This is a genomic window from Bacillus sp. XB1 (genome assembly GCF_053557995.1).
In genome coordinates this window covers 117,414-136,684 of the sequence record NZ_JBNRIL010000003.1, presented here as the reverse complement: position 1 = coordinate 136,684, position 19,271 = coordinate 117,414, and the positions used below count along the sequence as shown (strand labels likewise).

Here is a 19,271-nt window from a genome sequence, read left to right as displayed (position 1 = left end):
CTAAAGAAAGAACGACTAAATTTATAATAGAATAGGAGAATTACAGTGAAAATAATGCATTTGAATTCTGAGTTGTTTCTTGGAGGTGGCTTAGAACGAATAATTGTTGATTTAATGGTAAAAAATACTGAAATTCCTCACTATCTTTGTGTTATAAATGATAGGTGGAGTCAAGAATATATAGAAATACTTAATAAAGACTCCCTTTTATTATGTAATAGAAAAGAAGGTACGAGAAATCCCATTATAAATATAGGTACTATCTATAAAGCCTGTAAGTTTATAAAGAAAAACAAAATTGATGTTGTTCATTGTCATGATACGTTTAGTTTAAAGTTTGCATATTTGCTTAAGAAAATTACGAAAGTAAAAGTGGTATTTACTGTACACGATACTAAAATATATAATGAAGCATTAAATAAGTATCCTGTTGATATGTACATTACTATTTCAAAAACGGTCTATAATGTTGTGAATAAATACGTTCCAGAAGAAAAAATAAAGTTAATTTATAATGGGGTAGACCTTGAAAAGTTTAGTGGTGGCCGAGAGTTAAACGTTCAAAATAAAGATTCATTTAAAATTGCTTGTGTTGCTCGTATTGTACCAGAGAAAAAAGGTCAAGATATTTTAATTAAGGCACTTGATATTTTAAAAAATCAGTATGGGTTTTCTAAATTTAATTGCTTTTTTGCTGGAAGCGCAGCAGATCTAAAATATATTAATGAATTAAATGATTTAATTGTAGAATATCATTTAGAAGAAAACGTTGAATTTCTAGGAAATGTAGCGAATATTGAAAAGTTATATAAAGACGTAGATATTTTTGTTTTACCATCTAGATATGAAGGTTTTGGATTAGTAGTAGTAGAAGCTTTAGCAGCGGGTTGTGCGGTAGTTGTTAGTAAACTTGAGGGACCTCTTGAGATTGTAAAAGAAAATGAAGAATATGGTTTATATTTTGAAAAAGAAAATCATCAAGAACTCGCCCAAAAATTATATCGCTTAGTAAATGATAGAGAGTGTCGTCAGCGGTATGAGAGTAATAACAATACTTTAGAATATTTAAATCGCGAGTATTCTCTAGAAAATATGATTAAGAGATATAACGAAGTTTATAGAGAATTATGCACAAACTAAATATGAAAAATGAAGATAAAGGTATTTTTATATGAAAAGTTTAAAAGTTAATTTAAACAAGTATGTTAATCATTCTTTATTTAAAAATCTTAGTATCGTATTCTTAGAAAGTATTATTACAAAGGCATTAAGCTTTATAAGTATTCTAATTCTATCTAGGCAACTTGGTCCTGAAGATTATGGTAAATATTCATTTGTATTTGTCACTGTAGCTTTTTGTAGTGCATTCTTTGATTTTGGTATGGAAAATACAGCAGTACGTTTTTCAGCAAGAGATAAAGGGAAAATGCAAAGTATATTTGGTTTATATTTTTTTACAAAAATAATTATTACTGCAACTGTAGTTACAGGATTAATCTTATTTGGCAGTCATATTTTTGCTAGCCAAGGTAAAGATGAAATAATTCAATATATCCCATATTTAATCGTGGGGTATATAGGGGAATCACTTTTATTTGTTAATGATACTTATTTACAAGCTATTCAAAAATTCAAATTGAGAGCTTTTATCAATATATTTAGGTATTCTATTTTAATACTTATAGTTTTAAGTTTACTATTAAATAATATGTTGTTATTGAAGTATGTATTTATTTTATACTTCATCCCGATTATAATCTCTTTACCATTTGTATTTAAGTATTTTAAATTTATTAAAATTTACTTTTCTTCAAAATTCCCTCGAAAATTACTAAAAGAGATTATGCATTATGAAAAGTGGATGTTAATGATTTCTATACCTAATAATGTTTTGGGCAGAATTGATTTCTTTATGATTTCTATTTGGGTTACTTATGAGCAAATTGGAATTTATAATGCCGCATTTCAACTATCGGCAATTGTTTCATTTCTACCATTTGCTTTTGGAAAAGTAATGCTACCTACAATGTCTGAACTAGATGAGAAAGAAGTAGTAAGAAAGACTAAGCAAATTATAAAGCCTACATTAATAGTTTCTTTCCTTATGTTATGTATGGTACCTTTAGTACCTTTAATTGTCCCATTTTTTCTAGGGGAAAAATATTTAGGGGCAGTTTCTATTCTTCAAGTAATGTTGATTTCGGCGATATTAGGGTTTATTATTGTTCCTATTGAACAGGCTATTTATTCCTTAGGAAAGCCAATGTTTATTACTATAGGTAAATACATTCAAATGGGAGGAATCATAATTTTGATTTTCCTTACTGTTCCATATTTTGGGGTGATTTGGGCTGCAATTAGTGTGGTACTGGCACGATTGTTATATTCAATAATATTAATAAAAATGTATTTGAATTATAAAAATAAATACATATTGAATGAAAACAAGTAAATTACTCTGAGGAAATTTTGTATTGAAAAGTATTGTTTAGTAGATTTTGAATTGGCTAAATGTATTTTTATTTGCCAAAATACATTTAGCCTTAAATATTATCACTTTAAATGCCGAAAAAGTATTTTTTAACCTTTTTATAGGGATTTTAATCAATTAGTCGTTAAAAAATAATTAAATATATAACTGATTTAATGTTTTGATAAATGAATTTTTATGTGTTTATAATGTATGGAATAGGTAAGTGATCTAGTTTACCTTAGACCAATATTATATACTTTTCAGTTAAATATTTTAAAAGGATATTGAGGGGAAACATGGAAATAAAATTGAAACAAATTACTATTAATTTAGTTCTCCCACTAATTTGTATTATTGCATTTTCTTTTTTATTGGGAACAAATTATTATGCATACTTTATATATTTGTTACTAGGGTGTAATTTTTATTTATTAACAAAGTTTTTAGGTTGGGAAATATCCTTTCTATTTATAATTCCAATACTTAGCATTGCGTTAGTTTTAACGGGGGATTTTTTCCTTCTTGATTTTTATAATAATAACGAGTTAAATCCATTAAAGATTCATCCTTTTGTACTAGCATGGTTAGTTGTATTTGTTCTATTTTTTATAGAAAATTTATTAACGAAAAAAATAATCTTTGATAAGGTTTTTCTGTTGTGTATTTTAGTGCTTGTTCTATTTTTTGGAGTTACTTTTATTACAAAAGGGATAGGTGGAATGTCATTAGCAATTCATAATTATCTTGGACCTATTTCATTTTTCTTGTTTTTTTATTGTAAAAGGCAAATAAATACGAAAAAAGTTAATAAGGCAATAGATGTCATGATTTGGTGTTCGGTACTAATTGGATTACTAGGTGTTTTTGAATACTTCACAAAAACGAATGTTTTTCAGAATCTTTATAGTGCAAATAATGCAACATGGTTAGATTCAACATACCGAGAAGGATACAGGATTAAAACAATAATTGGTCATCCATTAGATAATGCAGTATTCTTCCTTTTTTCAATGATCATTGTTCAAATGAGAGTTAAGGATAATAGAACAAAGTATACTTTACTCTTATTATTTATAATTGATATTTTATTAACTGGTTCAAGAAGTATATTTGCTATAGCATTTTTAGTGCTAATATATAATGAACAGGGTTTGAAAAATAGCTTGAATAAGATTAAGCAGTATTTTATTACTCTATGTATAATAGGGGTTACATGTTTAGTGACACTTAGTACATCTTTAGGATCTACTTTAATGAGTCGAGTAGGTAGTGCAAGTGATTCTACTGAGGCGCGCTTTATGTTGATAGACTATTTCATAAAACATTTATCGTCGTTCCAAATTATGGGTTTGGGTGGGGCGTCAGAGAACATTAAAATAATAGGTCGATATAATACTCCTATAATTCTTGAAAATCCTTGGATTATTTTATTTTTCGATGTGGGATATTTTATACTAATATACATTCTGTTGTTAATTCTTATTCTATGCAGAATAGAATACAAAGTATTAGCGATTACTTTAATTTTTGCAATTTCAGGATACAATTCATTTGGTGTAAAAAATAATGCCAATTATTTTTTATTTTATTTATTAACTTATGGATATATTCTAACCAGAGAAAAAAAGTCCTCAGCTTAATTTATATAAGAATTTAATTGTTCTACAAGATAAAGAAAAAAATCCCGAACCCCGGAGAGTATTGCGGAATTTGGGATTTTTTGTTTCTTGTTTTACTTTACACTCTATAATACCTTGCTATAATAGAGGAGATTATAAAAATGAAATGTTTAAATTTAGGGCGATTATTTTCTTGAAATGTAATTGGAATATTCATAGAGGTAGAAGATTATTTCGTTACATATACTATTAACTTTTGAAATAAAAGGAAGTTATAAAATTAAACCTCGATGATTGGACTAAATTTATTAGTTGAAAGAAGGAACTGGTATGAAAAAGAAAGTATTATTTTGGATTTTTGGTATCATTGGTGTTCTTATTATTGGTGGTGGTGTATATGCATATACTGTTTACTCTAATGTATCTAATACGTTAGATGCAGTACACAAACCATTAGATCGTGATAAATCTGAAAAGCGTGATGAAAAAGTAGATGTTTCGGATCAGAAACCAGTTTCAATTTTATTAATGGGAACGGACCAACGAGAAAATGAAACGTCTAGGTCGGATTCATTAATGTTATTTACATTGAATCCGAAAACAAAATCAATGAAGATAACAAGTATTCCGCGAGATACTTATACAGAAATCATTGGAAAAGGTAAAAAAGATAAAATCAACCACGCGTATGCCTTTGGTGGAATTGATATGGCTGTAAAAACGGTAGAGAATTTTCTTAATGTACCAGTCGACCATTACATTGAAGTAAATATGGCTGGATTTAGAGATATTGTAGATGCTGTTGGTGGTGTTGATGTAAATAACGATTTGGAGTTTACGTCAAGAGAGCAACATTTTGCTAAAGGGAATATCCATTTAAATGGTGAAACAGCATTAAAGTATACTCGTATGCGTTATGAAGATCCACGCGGTGACTTTGGCCGTCAAATGCGCCAACGTCAAGTAATCCAAGCAGTAATTAAAAAGGGTGCAAGTGTATCTTCTCTAGCAAGCTACGGTGATGTATTAAAAGCAATTGAGAAAAACGTTAAAACAAGTTTAACGCAAGACCAAATGTTTGATATTCAAAAGAATTATAAAGATTGCATGCAGAACAGTGAAGAAATCCAAATTCCAGGTGACGGCCATAAAGCTGCTGACGGTATTTGGTACTACTATGTTCCGGATGCAGCGAAACAAGATTTAACAAATAAGTTAAAAGCACATCTTGAATTGACTAAATAATATGTAATAAACCCAACTCCTTTGGAAGGAGTTGGGTTTATTTTTGCATGAATTTATATTAGTATTATATATTGTGAGATTAATAGATGAGGTGAATCGATGAATAAGAAAGTAATACTTGTTCTTGTTGTTTTTGTATTATTTATTGCTTCGATTGTGAGCGGTAAGTTGTACTGGAATAAGAAAGTTGCAAATGCGACGGGGCAGACGAGTGAAGTAACGAAGAAAAAGGCTGAAGTGAAAGATAGCGGAGCGAAAAAAGCAGAGAAAAAGCAAGATGCGAAGTCATCTTTTAATGAAGCATACGCGAAGAATTTGCCAGATGCAGTGAAAGAGAAGTTGAAGAAAGCTGCTGAGGATAAAAAAGCAGTAAATCTTGTTATTGTTGGTGATGAAGCCTCTTCATCTGCAAAAGGTGCTTGGGCAGCTAAGTTAACGACTAATTTAGAAACTGCTTATGGTAAAGGTTTATGGAATGTGACTGTAAAGGAATATAAAGGTGAAAGCACAGAGGAGTTAATCGCGAATAAGCGTGATAAAGAGATTGCGAAAGAGAATCCAGATGTGATTTTATTTGAACCACCATTCATTACTGATAATGGTAAAACTGGTAATGGAAACTCTGTAGTAAATACACAGAAGTTCGTTCAGGCACTTTCTACTGGTGCAAAGGGTGCTACGATTATGATTCAACCATCAAATCCAGTGTATGGTGCGAAAAATTATCCGAAATCGATTGAAGCATTAAAACAATTTGCGACGCAAAATAATTATACATATATTGATCATTGGGGAGCATGGCCGGATGCTTCAACGAAAGCAATTTTACCATACTTACAAGAAGAATTTGGTTTCCCAAGTGAAAAAGGACATGACGTTTGGGCGAAATCTATAACTGATTATTTTGTAGCTAAGTAATGAAGGAGAGATAAAAGGTGTACGAGTTCTCGTATACCTTTTCCTTTTATAATTAAGAGATTTGAAAATAGTAGGAGGAAAACAATGAACTCAATCCTAATCTGTGGCGGAGCTGGCTACATCGGTTCTCACGCTGTGAAAAAATTAGTAGACGAAGGTTTATCGGTAGTAGTGGTAGATAACTTACAAACTGGTCATGAGGATGCAATTACGGAAGGTGCGAAGTTTTATAATGGCGACCTTCGTGATAAAGCATTTTTAAGAGATGTTTTTAAACAAGAAAATATTGAGGCTATTATGCATTTCGCAGCGGATTCTTTAGTTGGAGTTAGTATGGAGAAGCCTCTTCAATATTATAATAATAATGTGTATGGTGCACTTTGCTTATTAGAGGTAATGGATGAGTTTAAGGTAGATAAGTTTATTTTCTCTTCTACTGCGGCAACGTATGGTGAGGTAGATGTGGATCTTATTACTGAGGAAACGATGACAAATCCAACGAATACGTATGGAGAAACGAAGTTAGCAATCGAAAAGATGCTTCATTGGTATAGCCAAGCTTCTAATTTACGTTATAAGATTTTCAGATACTTTAACGTAGCTGGTGCAACTCCAAATGGTATTATTGGGGAAGATCATCGCCCAGAGACACATTTAATTCCTCTTGTATTACAAGTGGCGTTAGGTCAACGTGAGAAGATTATGATGTTTGGTGACGATTATAATACACCAGATGGTACTTGTATCCGTGATTATATTCATGTTGAAGATTTAGTGGCAGCCCACTTCTTAGGGCTTAAAGACCTACAGAACAGCGGAGAAAGTGATTTCTATAACTTAGGGAATGGTAATGGTTTCAGTGTAAAAGAAATCGTTGATGCAGTTCGTGAGGTTACAAATCATGAAATTCCTGCTGAAGTAGCACCGCGCCGTGCGGGTGATCCAGCACGTTTAGTTGCTTCTTCTAAGAAAGCGAAAGAGAAGCTAGGATGGGATCCTAAGTATGTAAATGTGAAGACAATTATTGAGCATGCTTGGAATTGGCATCAAAAGCAACCGAATGGATATGCTAAATAAATATAATAAGTGAAAGAGAGGGTATCGTCGACAAAATATGTTCGACAATACCCTCTCTTTTTTTATAGGATTTTTGCTATACTAAACTGTACTATAATACGTGGTGGAAGGAGGAGAATGATGAAAATACTTGTGGTTGATGATGAATCGAGTATTCGTAATTTGATTCGGATGCAGTTGGAGATGGAAGGTTATGAAGTGTTGGCAGCGGCTGATGGGAGAGAAGCTTTAGAGAGATGGAATGAAGGGCCGGATGTATTGATTTTGGATGTTATGCTTCCGGATACGGATGGGTATGAGTTGCTTCGTTTGTTCCGTGAGAGGGATAGGGATATTCCGGTGCTTATGTTAACTGCAAAGAGTCAGATGAATGATAAGTTGCTTGGCTTGCAGCTTGGTGCTGATGATTATGTGACGAAGCCGTTTAATTATGCGGAGCTTATTCTTCGGGTTAAGAATATGGCGCGGCGTGTAAAGAAGACGGAGGCGGCTGTAAGTCATGAAGTAATTGAGGCTGGAGAGATCGTGATTTGTCCTAAGGAAAGAAAGGTACATGTGAGTGGACAAGAGATTCAGTTAACGTACCGAGAGTTTAATTTATGTCAGTTATTTGTTTCAAATCCACAGCGTGTGTTTATGAGGGATGAGTTACTTGAGAAAGTATGGGGGTTTGAGTATATCGGAAATACGAGAGCCGTTGATATTATGGTGCAGAGACTTCGCAAGAAGCTTGGGACGAGCGGAGAATATATTAAGACAATTTATGGCGTTGGCTATAAACTGGATTGTTAAGTGGTGATGGTATGTCTTTAAAGCGAAATATGGTGTTCGGAATAGTTGGGCTGTTAATTCCGATTTTTGTTCTTTTATATGCAGTTGTTTATATTACGTTAGAAAAGAATATGTATCATAACGCAGCAGATTCTTTAGAAAAGTTAAGTGTAGAAGCACAAATTTATACGATGAATTATTTAGAGAAGGAAGCAGAAGTGGATACGCTTGGTCCGAATTCACTTTTAATTGCGTCGTATTTAGCGAAGCGTATGGATGTCCGTGTGCAGATGATTGGGAAGAATGGCGATGTTGTTGCAGATACACAAAAAGGGGCATTGCTTCACCGTAACATCGACATTGAGAGTTCTTTGAAGGGGAAGAAGTCTTACGTTTTTGAGGAGGCGGATCCAGCTCCTATTCTTTTGTTTTCAAGCCCGGTTTATTATGGAAACGATGTCATTGGAAGTATTCGTTTTATAAATGAGTTAACGGGTGAGAAGGAAATTTTAACAAATGTGAGCTGGACGTTCTTAATGACGTCTCTTTGTTTAGTAGCTACCGGTATTTTCTTTGCAATTCGTTTGGCGAAGTCTCTTCATAAACCAATTGATCAGTTGAGACAAATGGCACAGCGGCTCGCGAATGGTGATTATAAGAGTAAGATTGAGTTAAATGAGTACGTGGAAATCGCTCAGCTTTCAGCATCTTTTAACGCGATGGCCGATGGAATTGAGTTGCATATTAAGCAACTGCAGGAGGAGAAAGAGAAGCAGAAAGATTTCCTAGACCGCATTACGCATGAGCTAAAAACACCGCTAACGGCAATTATCGGTTATGTTGATTTAATTCCGAAGTTACAATCGAAAGAAGATGTACAGGAAAGTCTTCGTTATGTGGCTGTGGAAAGTGAGCGTTTATTATCACTTGTAGAGGAACTGCTTAAGTCTTCGAAATATGGGACGAGTACGTTTGAAGTGTCTCCTACAGTTGTGAATATAAAGGAATTGGCAGAAGAAGCAGTTTCAATTGTGAAACCTCGCCTAAATCAGTTTGAAATTGAAGTGATAAATGAGTTAACGGATGTACATGTTGTTGCGGATTTTGATAAGACGAAGCAAATTTTCTTAAATGTGCTTGATAATGCAATTAAGTATAGTGATGCTTCGCACATTCGTATGAATGTAATTGTAAATGAGCATGAGGCGAAGGTTTTTGTTCATGATGATGGGATTGGTATAGATGAAGTGGTGCTTGCAGAGTGGAATGAGTCTCCGAAAGGAAAGGCACTTCCTTCTAGTTACGGGAATGGTTATGGTTTGTATATTTGTCAGGAGATTATGAGTAAGCAGGGCGGAAGCATGCGGATTGAGAGTAGTGAAGAAATAGGTACTACAATATTCATTACATTTTTGCTTCCGAGAAGGATGGAAGACATAAAAAACTTGAAAGCGGTTAAATGATACATTTATGAAACAATTATGCGGTATTTTCGAAACAACGTTTTTTTATCTTGGAGGTAGGCAGAAATGAAAAGGCTATCATTTCAAATTCTTATGTTTGTCATTTGTATGATTGTTTCTCTTGTTTTGTTTTATGTTATGGAGAAGCAAATCTATAATCGAATCAACATTGTAAATGATAAACAAGCCGTTTTACAAAGGGTGAATGAATCTCTTCCAATTGAAGTGAAAGTAAGACATGAAAAGTGGGGAGAAATTGTTGTAACGGATGAAGTTCGTTTGCATACGATTGTTTCATTCTTTGACCGAATTCGAATAGAGCCTGGGGACGTTAAGAGCCAAGAACAAGTATTTACTGGAGAAGTAACGTACTTGAATGGACATAAGCGTACTTTTGCAGTAGGTGACTTGTTCCAGTATGGGGAAAATGTATACGGAAAGAATGGCGTGGATCCGATGATTTCAGCACTTCAAACGTATTTATTAAGCCTGTATTACACGCCAGAGCGTATTAGTGATTTCTTTGCTTCAGCAAAGGATGTCGTAGTACGTCAAGGCGATGTGTTACGTACTATCAATCTTACGCACATACTTGATTCTATTCGGTCCGCAAAGCAAATTACAGATTACGGAGAAATTCAGAAGTTATTACAATCGCAGAATGAACCGATTGCTTATATTACAGCTTATAAAACAGGTAAGCGTGTAAAGAATGATCGTGAAGATATTCTTACGATTTCTGTGTATCCATCGTACTTTGTTGTGCAATATCTCGGTGATAATAACGGAAATGTCATGTATATGAAAGGCTCTCTAGCAGAGTTATTCGTAAAGGAGAATGCGTCATGAGAAAGATAGCCTTTTTCTTCTTTTTGCTAGTAATTGGAGGAGCGATGTCTAGTTGCTCTCGAGATACAACCTCTATTAAATATAGTAAAAATGGTCTCCCTATTTTGGATGATCGTCATATTGTTGCGTATGTAGCGGCTCGTGAGGAAGTTGGTGAAGCGTTACTTTCATCATTTTGTAAACCACGTGGATGTACGTATGAATTTATTCGTCTTTCAACAGAAGAACTTCTTCGTAGAGTGGAAGAAGAAGCTGGAAATCCGAAGGCGGATATTATTATTGGCGGTACAGTAGATGCGCATCAAATGATGAAGCAAAAAAATCTTTCTATTCCTGTGATAAGCCAACATGCAAATCGTATTTCAAAAACTGTTAAAGATAAAGATGGTTATTGGTACGGTTATGAAGTGGAGAAGCTGGCAATTGCGATTAATAAAGAGCGGTGGAACGAGGAAATAGCGCCGCTCGGTCTCTCGTATCCGTTAAGATGGAAAGATTTATTGAATCCAGTATATAAAGGAAAGATTGTCATGCCCGATCCAAATGTTTCAGGTACAGCATATACGTTTTTCCAATCACTGATTGATACGTTAGGTGAAGAGGAAGCGAAGGGATATGTGAAGAATCTGGCAGAACAAGTTGGAGAAGTAACAGTGAATGGTTACATCCCAGCAGAACTTGTTGCGAGCGGTGAATATATGATAGGCATCAACTTTATGGGAGATCAGAGAATGCTTCAAAAACAAGGCTTTCCGATTTTAAGTAACGAACCTGAGCAAACAGGGTTATCTGTTAATGCGATTTCGAAACTAAAACGTGCACCGAGTGGTATTATTGCGGATTTATTTATTGATTATTGTTTATCAGAAGAAGCGGGGCATATTTTAGAAAAAGTGTCGTTTGGCGTACCAACGATGTTTGCGAAGAATGAGAAAGAAATAGAAGGACAGCCGGTTAGAAGGACGAACCAAAATATATCAAATAGCGGAATAATCGAGATATGGAATAGACAGCGTCTCTCTCTGAAGTGAGAAAAGGAGACGGAAATATATGTTTAAATGGCTCAAGCCAGCACCTGCAATTGAAAGATTGCCAGCGGATATGATCGATCGTGTATATCGATTACTACGTATTCGTGTGTTAATCGGGATTTCAGTTGGATATGCGGCTTATTATTTAGTTCGTAGTAACTTTACGTTATCAAGTACGTATTTAGTACAAGAATATGGTTTTAGTACAGCTGAAATTGGTCTACTAGGTTCAGTAATGGCAATTGTTTATGGATTTAGTAAGTTCTTTATGGGGAATTTATCAGATAAAGCTTTCGCCCAGCGCTTTATCGCAGTCGGTTTATTCTTATCAGGGCTTGTAAATATTTGTTTCGGCTTTGCATCATCATTTGGGATGATTGTTACATTACTTGTTGTTAACGGTATTGTACAAGGCATGGGAGCACCACCTTGTAGTATTGTTATGACGAAATGGTTCTCGAAGAAAGAACGCGGTACGAAAACAGGTCTTTGGAATATTTCACATAACGTTGGTGGAATGCTTGTGCCACCACTTGTCGGAATTGGTGTAGGTATTTTCGGTGAAAATCATTGGCAAGGCGGCGTGTTTATTTTCCCAGCGATTATCGCAATGGTAATTGCAGTACTTGTTTGGATCAATGCGAAGGATACACCAGAATCTGAAGGTCTTCCTCCAATTGATGAGTATCGTAATGACTATGAAAATCTTGAAAAAGCAGATAATGCTAACAAGATGTCACCAAAAGAAATTTTAATGAAGTATGTAGTGAAAAATAAATTTGTATGGTTCTTATGTATTGCGAATGCTTTTGTTTATTTAATTCGTTTCGGTGTTATTAACTGGGTTCCACTTTATTTAACGACAGTTAAAGGATTTTCAAAAGCAGAAGCGCATGCGGCATATGCAATCTTTGAAGGTATGGCAATTCCAAGTTCATTAATCGTTGGCTTTTTAAGTGATAAATTATTTAAAGGAAAACGTATGCCATTATGTATTATTAGTATGGTTGGAGTTGTTATTGGTACGTTTATATATTGGCAAGCAACTAGCGTACTTGTTGTAAGTATTGCAGTTTCTATTATCGGTTGTTTAATTTATGTACCACAGTTCTTAATCGGTTTAAGTGCGATGGAATTAGTACCGAAATTTGCAGTTGGTACGACAGTTGGTATGTGTGGTCTATTCGGTTATGTAGGCGGAAGTCTTGTAGCTAACGCAGCAATTGGTGTTATTGTTGATAGTTCTGGTTGGGATGGTTGTTTCATCTTACTATTAACAGGTGCGGTTTTATCAACAATCTTCTTATTTATTGTTCAACGCGGACATGAGAGAAAAGATCCTAAAGTAGCGTAATATTTTGTTTGAAAAGCTATCCAATTGTGTGTGATTGGATAGCTTTTATATTAGAAAAAACAAACAGTATGAAAAATTGCAGTTTAATATATAAATGATTTTTGTTAATTAATATAATTTTTTTAGATTCCATAAACCAAATAGATACATGGTTATACCGAAAAATCCGCCGCCACAGATGAAAATTACAACCTTAAATAAAGAAATAGAGATTTCCTCTGAACCTACATAGGGAAGGATATAATTCATAAAAACAAACATTTGAAAGCCCCAAAGCACACCTGCTTTTAAGCCAGCTTTTCTTAATTTTTTCTTGTGTTGTAAATATTCTTCTTTTGTTGCACATTCAGTATCACTTAAACCTTTTTTCTTGAATTTAAAGGCTAAATAATTAGCGTAAATCATATTAGATAGAAAAATAAATATAGTTCCTATAGATATTGTGTGGTTCATAGTATCAACAAGTAACATAATAAGCATTACCAACATATTTAACCACCATAAACCAATTCCAGCTACAGATAACTCTTTATTGATTTCTTGTTTTTGATATTCATCTCTCTCACTTAGTGTTCCAACAAAACTATTATAAACTCTTTCTTTCCATTCAATTTTCATCATTTAATCTCCCTCCCAAAATAGACTATTTAAATCTGTTTTTAGTGCTTTTGCTAATTCGATACACAAGGCTAAAGAGGGATTATATTTATTGTTTTCAATTAAATTTATTGTCTGTCTCGCCACGTTAACTTTTTTAGCTAACTCTAGTTGCGATAGACCTTCAGATTTTCGATATTGTTTAACGTTATTCAAATATAAACCTCCCATTGATGGTTGTAGACCTCGTGTACCAAAATGTCATTTATATGTGACATTTTATAATTGAATAGATGAAATGTCAAATATATATGACAAAATAGCGATGGTGCAATTAGGAAAATGATTTTAATGATTCATTTTGGCAAGAAGTTTGTTAATAAAGAATGGCTTCCATTCAATTAAAATTGCTCTTTTTCCTTTCCTTAAATCTATCTTAAAAGATATAATGTCATATTTCTAATCATTGGAATTTTTGTTACAATATAAATGGATGTGTAAAACTTTGTAAAAAGATTGTAATAATATACAATTTATTTTCAGAAAGTTTTATACAATTATGGTATTTATTACACTATTAATTTATAAAGGGAGAGAGACTATGTTACCAAATACGGTTCGTACTCCAAACAAGAAGAAGAAATGGATTATTATAGGGGTTATTGCACTAATTGTTATTGTAGCGGCAATTAATATTTTTGTTATGCAAGGTAAGAAGAAGGGTGCATCAACAAATGCTGATGCTGTAAGTTTTGAGAAAGTGACAGAGCGTAAGCTGAATAATACGAAGTTAATTTCTGGTCAGGTGAAGCCTGGTAATATTGAAAGCTTCTATGCAGATCCGGCCAAAGGGAAAGTGAAAGATATTGAGGTAAAAGAAGGGCAAGAGGTAGAGAAAGGTACGAAGTTATTCTCTTATGATAATGAAGAGATTAACCTTCAAATGAAGCAAGCTGAGCTTGATCAGAAGATGGCGGATATGCGTTACGATCAAGGGAAAAAGAAGATTGATTCGTTGAAGAAAGAAATTAAGAAGGCGAAAGATAGCGGAGCTGGGAAAGAAGCAATAGAACAGCTGGAAGATAGCTTGAGTGATTTAGAAATGCAGCAAAAGACATATGATCTTGAGAAAGAAAAAGGAAAGTTGCAGAAAGAAGAGTTAAGTAAGAAGCAGAAAGAACTTACGATTTATAGTAATTTCGCTGGTGTTGTTCAAAAGTTAGATAAAGATGCGGCGCAAAGTTCATCTCAAGCGTTAGGTGGTCAAGGAAAAGCGTTTTTACAAGTAGCTTCTAAAGATCCATTCCAAGTTCAAGGTACGTTAACTGAGCTTCAGAAGTCACAAATTCAAAAAGATCAAACATTCACTGTAACTGCAAAAGCAAATAATAAGAAGAAGTGGACAGGTAAGATTACAGAGGTAAGTGAGTTCCCAACAAGTGCAGAGATGGCGCAAGCTGGCGGCATGGGTGAAGCAACTCAAAATATGTCTCAATATACATATAAAGCTAGCCTTGATAGTCAAGATGGTTTATCTCCAGGTTATCACGTTTCTCTGCAAGTAAACTTAGAGAATAAGACGATGATTGCTGTTCCAAGTAAAAGCATTGTAGAAAAAGGCGATGATGCATTTGTTTATGTTGAGGATAAAGGGAAGCTTCGTAAACAAAATGTGAAAAAAGGTTCTACTGATGGAGACTGGACAGAGGTTGTAGAAGGCGTAACAGTGGGGCAAAAGGTGGTTAAAAATCCTTCCGACGATGTGTATGACGGAATGGAAGTGAAAGAGAAATGATTACGTTAAATAATATTGCTAAAACGTATTATCAAGGAAAATTGGCGGTGCCGATTTTACATGGTATTAGTTTAACGATTCAGAGCGGTGAGTTCGTTTCGATTATGGGACCGTCTGGTTCTGGTAAGTCGACGCTTATGAATATTATCGGTTGTTTAGATCGTCCAACAGAAGGCGAATATATGCTGAATGACGTGAATATCTTAACAGCAGACGAGTCAAAGCTTGCTTTAATTCGCAATGAATATATTGGCTTTGTATTCCAGCATTTTAATTTACTGCCTCGTCTTTCAGCGGTGGAAAATGTTGAGCTTCCGCTCGTATATGGTGGCGTGAAGAAAGCGGAGCGTCGCAAGCGTGCTTTGGAGGCGTTAGGTAAAGTTGGATTGGCAGATCGCGTGCATCATTTACCAAATGAGTTATCAGGTGGACAGAAGCAGCGTGTAGCGATTGCAAGAGCGATTGCGAATAATCCAACGTTCATTATGGCCGATGAACCGACTGGTGCACTTGATACGAAGTCTGGTGAGCAAGTTATGAATATTTTCACGAAGCTTAATGCAGAAGGTACGACGATTGTTATGGTTACGCATGAAGAGGAAGTAGCAGCGTATTCTTCTCGCCGCATTGTACTGCGAGACGGGAAAGTTACAGAAGATAGAAGGTGTGCGGTATGAGTTTACTAGATAGTATAAAAATTGCCCTGTCTTCTATTTTAGCTCATAAACTGCGTTCAGCTCTTACGATGCTCGGTATTATTATCGGGGTAGGTTCGATTATTACTGTCGTTGCAATTGGGCAAGGCGGGGAAGCGATGCTGAAGTCGAAAATCGCTGGTTCTGGTAATAATCTTATGCCAATTCAATTTAAACCGGATATTAATGATGAGTTTAGTATGGGGGGGCATCAAGTACCGAAATTAACAGAAGAAGATATTATGGAAGTAAAGCAAGTTAAAGATGTTTCTCATGTTATTACGACGAATAATACGATGGAAACAATGGATATTAATGATAAAAAATCAATGATTAATGTTATTGGACTTGATAGTGAATATTTTGAAGTAAATAAAGTGAAAGTGGTTAAAGGTCGTTCATTAAATGAATCTGATATTTCACAAGGAAATAACGTTGTTATGATTAGTACGAAATCAGAAGAGACGTTATTTAAAGATGAAAATCCAGTAGGGAAAATTATTGAAATGAAAGGACAACCGATGCAAATTATTGGTGTCTATAAATCAGATAATGAATTTATGGGGTTCGAGGCTGAGGAAATGTTAATTCCTCTTACTTTATGGCCTGTTTTATACGGAACGGATGAAATTCAAAGTATCGCCATTCAATCTAAAAACGTAGATAATTTAGAAACGGCAGGGAAAAAAGCTGTTGATGTATTAAATAGTCGTAAACCAAGCGATATTCCAGGTAAATATGAATTGGTGAATTTAAAAGAATTCCAAGAAGGTGTTTCTAAAGTTACTAACATTATGACGATGATTATTGGTGGTATCGCGGGTATTTCATTAGTTGTTGGTGGTATTGGTGTTATGAATATTATGCTTGTATCTGTAACGGAGCGTACACGCGAAATTGGGATACGTAAAGCACTAGGAGCAACACGTAGTAAAATTTTATTACAGTTTTTAATTGAAGCCGTTATGTTAACACTTCTAGGTGGTTTAATCGGAATTGGTCTTGGGTATGGCGGAGCATATATCGTTTCTACATTTGCAAAATGGCCGCCACTCGTTTCATGGGAAGTTGTCGTTGGAGGCGTACTGTTCTCGATGACACTCGGTATTATTTTCGGATTAATTCCAGCAAATAAAGCTGCGAAATTAGATCCAATTGAAGCATTGCGTTATGAGTAATTAATAGTGTAGTAGAACTACACATTACCGTTCTAGTGGGCGGTTCGTAGCCTCTATATGAGGAAGTGAACCGCCCGTTAGAACGGGTTATATAAATAGAAGGAGGCGTTATAATGGAAGCAAATATTAATACGCAAGATGTAGGCATGAAGAAGCCATCATTATTAGGAATGATTACTTCTCCAGGTGAGCAGTTTGAGAGAATGAAGACGAAAAGTCCGGTTTGGGGAGCATTTGTCTTATTTGTTATATTAGGAACGATTATAGCAACAGCAGTGTCTTACTTAACATTAATTAGTACTCCAGAATTGGCAAAAGAATTAAATGGTGAAGCAGGGGCAATGGTAAAAGGATTTACCCTTGGTGGAGGCGCACTTGTTGGTCTATTAGGAACACCTATAGGTCTCTTTATTGCGGCAGGTTTTTATAAAATTATTATGATGTTTATGAGCAATGATACACCATACATGAAAATATTATCGATTTACTTATATGCTAATCTTGTTTATTATATCGGCGGATTGTTAAATGCAGGATTAGGCTTTATTTTTGATGGAAATGGCACTGATGTTTATACAAGTTTAGCTCCTTTATTTGAACAAGGGACAGTAGCACATGGAATTGCCTCTTCAATTGAAATTTTTAATATTTGGAGCCTCATTCTAACAGGACTAGGCTTACACATTGTAGCTGGTTTAAGTAAGAAACAAGCTACGATTTTAATTGTAATCTTCTTTATCCTAACAATTGCATTCGGCGTTGTAAGAGGTTTAGTAAGCGGCTTTGGTGCATAACATATTATTTTAAAAAGGTGACTCTTTAAAGGAGTCACCTTTTTTATTTTTACCCCTATTTCAAATACCACCAACAAAATTTCAAATACTATCTATTGTAATTTCAAATTCTGTCGGTAGTATTTGAAATTACTCACAGTGAAATCTTTTCTTTATTTTTATATTGTGAAGGTACCGCGGAATACTAGAAAGGTATACCTTTTAGAAACGGGTACTGTGTGAAGCCAGCGACTTTTAAAGAAGCAGTTGTTTTGTATGAAGGGATGATTGTAAATCAAATAAAGAAATTAGGTATTCGTAAAGATTATGAAGAGTATTATCAATGTGGTTTAATTGGTCTTTGGCATGCGTATGAAAGGTTTGATGCAAAGAAGGGGTATTTCCCTGCATATGCACTTGTAACGGTGCGTGGTTATATATTAGAAAGATTGAAGAAAGAATCTACTTTGCAAGAAAGATGTGTATGTGTAGGTGAGTATGAGGAAATCTTTCATTTTGAAGATGTTGAAATAAGAGTGAAGGATTTTATGAGTGTGTTAGACGAGAAGGAGAAGTATATTATTTTTGAACGTTTTTTTGTAGGGAAGACGATGGGAGAAATCGCTTTAGAGACGGAAATGACATATTATCAAGTAAGATGGATGTATCGGCAAGCACTCGAGAAAATGCGAGATAGTGTAAGAGGATAAATATTAATATAAGAATGGAAGGCAAGAGATATTGCTTTCCATTCTACTTATTAGTTTAATGTAGTAAATGTAACAAGGGGTTTTTAAAGTGTAGTGAATCTTGCATGTTCATACGAGATAGTATGTATCCAGCTTTTAATAATTGTTGCTGCAATTTATGGGGACTGATAGATATTGTTGTAGTAGTGCCATTTGAAAAGTGTATTTTAGTCTTTTTAATCTTTGGGCAAAATTCTATATCATGTATGTGGTTATAAAATAGCCATATACAGCTTGGAGATGAAGGAGATTCTGTTGGAAAAGCACAAATGTATTCCCGATGATTAATTGGAATTGGAACGTTTTGTTTGAATCTAAAATTTGTTTGGACTGCATTGCGCCTGCCTTGATAAGTAGAGTGAATATGGGTTAAGCAAGATTTTTTGATGAGTTGTAATGCGGTTTGGCAGGAACGAAGATCATTTCCGCTACTGTCGATAAGTTTTGTACGATAATAAGGGTGATTGTATGGAACAAGCATCATAGTAGAACTAGAAATAATAATGTTATTTTCATCATTCATGATTTTAAGTCCTCCCTTATGAAATTAATATTTCGAATATAATTATATACAAAATAAGTAAATTAAGTGTTAATATTTTGTTTTGTATTGTAAATTTTGTCTATTCGTTTACAATCAATAGGTGATAGCCTTTCTAATTTGCATCGCTTGTACATATATAT

Annotated in this window: 19 protein-coding genes; 16 read left to right on the top strand and 3 right to left on the bottom strand. The window is 34.2% G+C overall.

The window, feature by feature from the left end; all coding sequences use genetic code 11:
- The first annotated feature begins 54 nt into the window (after positions 1-54).
- The 11 genes from ACK1U5_RS21890 (at position 55) to pgtP (ending at position 12,800) form a co-directional block, all read left to right on the top strand.
- A complete protein-coding gene (locus tag ACK1U5_RS21890; RefSeq protein ID WP_223277254.1) occupies positions 55-1,140 on the top strand; it encodes a glycosyltransferase family 4 protein in 1,086 nt (361 codons plus the stop codon).
- A gap of 31 nt (positions 1,141-1,171) precedes the next feature.
- Positions 1,172-2,452: a lipopolysaccharide biosynthesis protein gene (locus ACK1U5_RS21885; protein WP_069604998.1), complete on the top strand. Its 1,281-nt coding sequence runs from the start codon at positions 1,172-1,174 to the stop codon at positions 2,450-2,452.
- Between the two features lie 317 nt (positions 2,453-2,769).
- Positions 2,770-4,113 carry a hypothetical protein gene (locus tag ACK1U5_RS21880; RefSeq protein WP_097918892.1) on the top strand — a complete coding sequence of 448 codons (1,344 nt, stop codon included), beginning with the start codon at positions 2,770-2,772 and terminating at the stop codon, positions 4,111-4,113.
- Positions 4,114-4,422: 309 nt separating this feature from the next.
- Positions 4,423-5,337: a polyisoprenyl-teichoic acid--peptidoglycan teichoic acid transferase TagU gene (gene tagU, locus ACK1U5_RS21875; protein WP_061139606.1), complete on the top strand. Its 915-nt coding sequence runs from the start codon at positions 4,423-4,425 to the stop codon at positions 5,335-5,337.
- Between the two features lie 99 nt (positions 5,338-5,436).
- Positions 5,437-6,255 (top strand): SGNH/GDSL hydrolase family protein, encoded by an 819-nt coding sequence (locus ACK1U5_RS21870; protein ID WP_069605268.1) that lies wholly within the window; start codon positions 5,437-5,439, stop codon positions 6,253-6,255.
- 84 nt (positions 6,256-6,339) lie between these two features.
- The gene (gene galE, locus ACK1U5_RS21865) at positions 6,340-7,332 is read left to right on the top strand and encodes a UDP-glucose 4-epimerase GalE (RefSeq protein ID WP_061139608.1); all 993 of its coding nucleotides are present in this window, start codon (positions 6,340-6,342) and stop codon (positions 7,330-7,332) included.
- Positions 7,333-7,452: 120 nt separating this feature from the next.
- Positions 7,453-8,124: a response regulator transcription factor gene (locus tag ACK1U5_RS21860; RefSeq protein ID WP_000699553.1), complete on the top strand. Its 672-nt coding sequence runs from the start codon at positions 7,453-7,455 to the stop codon at positions 8,122-8,124.
- An 11-nt stretch (positions 8,125-8,135) separates the two neighbouring features.
- Positions 8,136-9,566 carry a HAMP domain-containing sensor histidine kinase gene (locus ACK1U5_RS21855; protein WP_030029408.1) on the top strand — a complete coding sequence of 477 codons (1,431 nt, stop codon included), beginning with the start codon at positions 8,136-8,138 and terminating at the stop codon, positions 9,564-9,566.
- 66 nt (positions 9,567-9,632) lie between these two features.
- The gene (locus ACK1U5_RS21850; protein ID WP_030029406.1) at positions 9,633-10,415 is read left to right on the top strand and encodes a DUF3919 family protein; all 783 of its coding nucleotides are present in this window, start codon (positions 9,633-9,635) and stop codon (positions 10,413-10,415) included.
- Positions 10,412-11,446: an ABC transporter substrate-binding protein gene (locus ACK1U5_RS21845; RefSeq protein WP_001225645.1), complete on the top strand. Its 1,035-nt coding sequence runs from the start codon at positions 10,412-10,414 to the stop codon at positions 11,444-11,446. The genes ACK1U5_RS21850 and ACK1U5_RS21845 overlap by 4 nt, the downstream gene beginning before the upstream one ends.
- Positions 11,447-11,465: 19 nt before the next feature.
- Positions 11,466-12,800, top strand: a complete 1,335-nt coding sequence (gene pgtP, locus ACK1U5_RS21840; protein ID WP_000477602.1) for an MFS transporter — start codon at positions 11,466-11,468, stop codon at positions 12,798-12,800.
- Between the two features lie 108 nt (positions 12,801-12,908).
- Here the strand turns inward: pgtP and ACK1U5_RS21835 are convergent, their stop codons facing one another.
- Positions 12,909-13,421 (bottom strand): DUF3278 domain-containing protein, encoded by a 513-nt coding sequence (locus ACK1U5_RS21835; RefSeq protein ID WP_000975590.1) that lies wholly within the window; start codon positions 13,419-13,421, stop codon positions 12,909-12,911.
- On the bottom strand, positions 13,422-13,613 hold the full coding sequence (locus tag ACK1U5_RS21830; protein ID WP_001067016.1) for a helix-turn-helix transcriptional regulator: 192 nt from the start codon (positions 13,611-13,613) through the stop codon (positions 13,422-13,424).
- Between the two features lie 385 nt (positions 13,614-13,998).
- Between ACK1U5_RS21830 and ACK1U5_RS21825 the strand changes: the two genes are divergently transcribed.
- The 5 genes from ACK1U5_RS21825 (at position 13,999) to ACK1U5_RS21805 (ending at position 18,548) form a co-directional block, all read left to right on the top strand.
- Positions 13,999-15,192, top strand: a complete 1,194-nt coding sequence (locus ACK1U5_RS21825; RefSeq protein WP_069605267.1) for an efflux RND transporter periplasmic adaptor subunit — start codon at positions 13,999-14,001, stop codon at positions 15,190-15,192.
- Positions 15,189-15,869 (top strand): ABC transporter ATP-binding protein, encoded by a 681-nt coding sequence (locus ACK1U5_RS21820; RefSeq protein ID WP_000631626.1) that lies wholly within the window; start codon positions 15,189-15,191, stop codon positions 15,867-15,869. The genes ACK1U5_RS21825 and ACK1U5_RS21820 overlap by 4 nt, the downstream gene beginning before the upstream one ends.
- Positions 15,866-17,065 carry an ABC transporter permease gene (locus ACK1U5_RS21815; RefSeq protein ID WP_000054380.1) on the top strand — a complete coding sequence of 400 codons (1,200 nt, stop codon included), beginning with the start codon at positions 15,866-15,868 and terminating at the stop codon, positions 17,063-17,065. Before ACK1U5_RS21820 ends, ACK1U5_RS21815 begins: the two co-directional genes overlap by 4 nt.
- 113 nt (positions 17,066-17,178) lie before the next feature.
- Positions 17,179-17,859 (top strand): Yip1 family protein, encoded by a 681-nt coding sequence (locus tag ACK1U5_RS21810; protein ID WP_069605266.1) that lies wholly within the window; start codon positions 17,179-17,181, stop codon positions 17,857-17,859.
- Between the two features lie 218 nt (positions 17,860-18,077).
- Complete coding sequence (locus ACK1U5_RS21805) at positions 18,078-18,548, top strand: sigma-70 family RNA polymerase sigma factor (protein ID WP_061139612.1); 471 nt, start codon at positions 18,078-18,080, stop codon at positions 18,546-18,548.
- Positions 18,549-18,603: 55 nt separating this feature from the next.
- Here ACK1U5_RS21805 and ACK1U5_RS21800 read toward each other — a convergent pair whose 3' ends face one another.
- A complete protein-coding gene (locus ACK1U5_RS21800; protein WP_061139613.1) occupies positions 18,604-19,110 on the bottom strand; it encodes a competence protein ComK in 507 nt (168 codons plus the stop codon).
- Positions 19,111-19,271 lie beyond the last annotated feature (161 nt).